A 1,685-nucleotide genomic window follows, 5' to 3' on the forward strand; every position below is an offset into this window, starting at 1 on the left:
CATGTCGAACACCTGGGTGCCGGCATCGGTGAAGACGTCGGCGGCGGCGACCTGCTCGCCGTCGCTCAGCGATCCCGTGCCGAGCACGGCGGCAGCCGCCTCGAATATCGGATGCAGACGATCGGCGAGCCCGGCCTTCTTCGAGCCGTCCTCGAGGTGCGACGGGTCGGCGACCTGGATCGCGATGCGCGCGCCGGGGCTGCCGGTGAAGGTGACCACGACCGCGTCGCCGGAGGCACCGGGGTCGGTGGAGGGGGCAGGGATGACGGGGTAGCCGAACGGCAGCTTGCCGGCGATCGCCGCGGCGATCGCGGTCTCGTGGAAGGTGCTCATCAGTGGGTCTCCTCAGGGGTGGTCGTGATCTTGCAGGTGAGGCGCGAGCCTCTGCTTCCCGGTGTGGCGAGGCCGATCTGGGTCTGGCCGGCCACGAGTTCGTAGGGTCTGGTCTCGGGGTGCGGCAGGCGCAGCAGATCGCCCGGCGCGAGATCGAGGATCTCGCCGGTGCCGATGGTCAGCGGCGCCAGGCGCAGAGTGATCTCCAACGGGGTGCTCTTCACCTGCTCGAGCGTCTGCTCGGCGGAGTGACCGGCTATGGCATCCGACCCCGTCGCCGCCAGACGGTCGACGACGGCGGATGCCGGCAGCATGACGGTCGCGGTGGTCTCGGAGTCCCCCAGTCGCATCGTGTAGCGCGCGACGATCACGGCGGCCGTCGCCGAGATGACCTGCATGTACTGCGGGTTGTAGTGCACGGCGCTGAACCTCGGCGCACCGGGAAGCAGCGCGTCGAGACTGGCATGGAGGTGCTCGAAGGTGCCGTCCATGAGGTTGCGCACGAGCGCCAGCTCGATCGGCGTGAACGTGCGAGCCTCTGGAAGGGCGGTGCTTCGACCGCCCATCATCTGCACGACCCACAGCAGGGCGCTGTCGAGCCCGAACTGCACGACGCAGGGCTCTTCGCGATCCGGCAGCGCGCCCGCCACCATCGCCGTGGTGCTCGGCAGGGTGTCCGAGTACTCCTCGTACGAGACCAGGTCGACGCTCTCGAGTGCCAGGTGCGCGCGCACACGGATCTTGTCGGTCAACTGCGAGGACCACAGACGCGCGAAGGACTCGAACGCCGCCCCCAGGTGCCGAGTGCTCTCGCGTCCGAGCTGCGCAGGGCGCCCGAAATCGTACGGGGGGAACCGGGAGGCGGGATCGTCGATCACTGCGGCGGTCATGGTGGTCTCCTCGACGGTGGTGTGCACGGCGCTGGTGTTCACGGCGCTCAGTCCTTCGCGGCAGCGGCGAGGGCCGGGATCAGCGCTCGAACCTGCTCTTCCTCGGTCGACTCGACGACGATGTCGACGCGTCTGTTGCTCGCCAGAGCCTGCGGGCTGTCGCCCTTCACGATCGGGCGGGTGTCGGAGAACGCGGTCGCCTTCACACGCGGACCGCCGACGCCCTCGTGCTCGACGAGGAACCGGGCGACTTTGGTTGCCCGCCCGCCCGACAGCTCCCAGTTCGTCGGGAACGGATCGGCCGACTGCCGGTGGTCGGCGTGTCCCTCGACGCTCACCTGGTTGTCGACCGTGATGAGCACATCGCCGATCGAGTCGAGCACCGCATCGGCTTTGGCCGAGAGGTCGGTGCTGTTGTCGGCGAAGAAGGTCTCGGCGCCGACGAGCCCCACCTGCAGGCCC

General features: G+C 69.2%; 2 protein-coding genes and 1 pseudogene. All 3 read right to left on the bottom strand.

What is annotated here, in order from left to right; genetic code table 11:
• Positions 1–333, bottom strand: a pseudogene (locus J7E68_RS16240) (hypothetical protein); the annotation flags it as partial.
• Entirely contained in the window at positions 333–1,265 is a 933-nt protein-coding gene (locus J7E68_RS16245) for a flagellar motor switch protein FliM (protein ID WP_215174342.1), read from the bottom strand. The pseudogene J7E68_RS16240 and the gene J7E68_RS16245, both read right to left, overlap by 1 nt.
• A gap of 5 nt (positions 1,266–1,270) precedes the next feature.
• On the bottom strand, positions 1,271–1,685 hold a 415-nt coding region (locus J7E68_RS16250; protein ID WP_215174345.1), incomplete at its 5' end, for an OmpA family protein.

It is taken from the genome of Microbacterium sp. ISL-103, from assembly GCF_018613995.1.
In the GTDB taxonomy this organism is placed as follows: Bacteria; Actinomycetota; Actinomycetes; order Actinomycetales; family Microbacteriaceae; genus Microbacterium.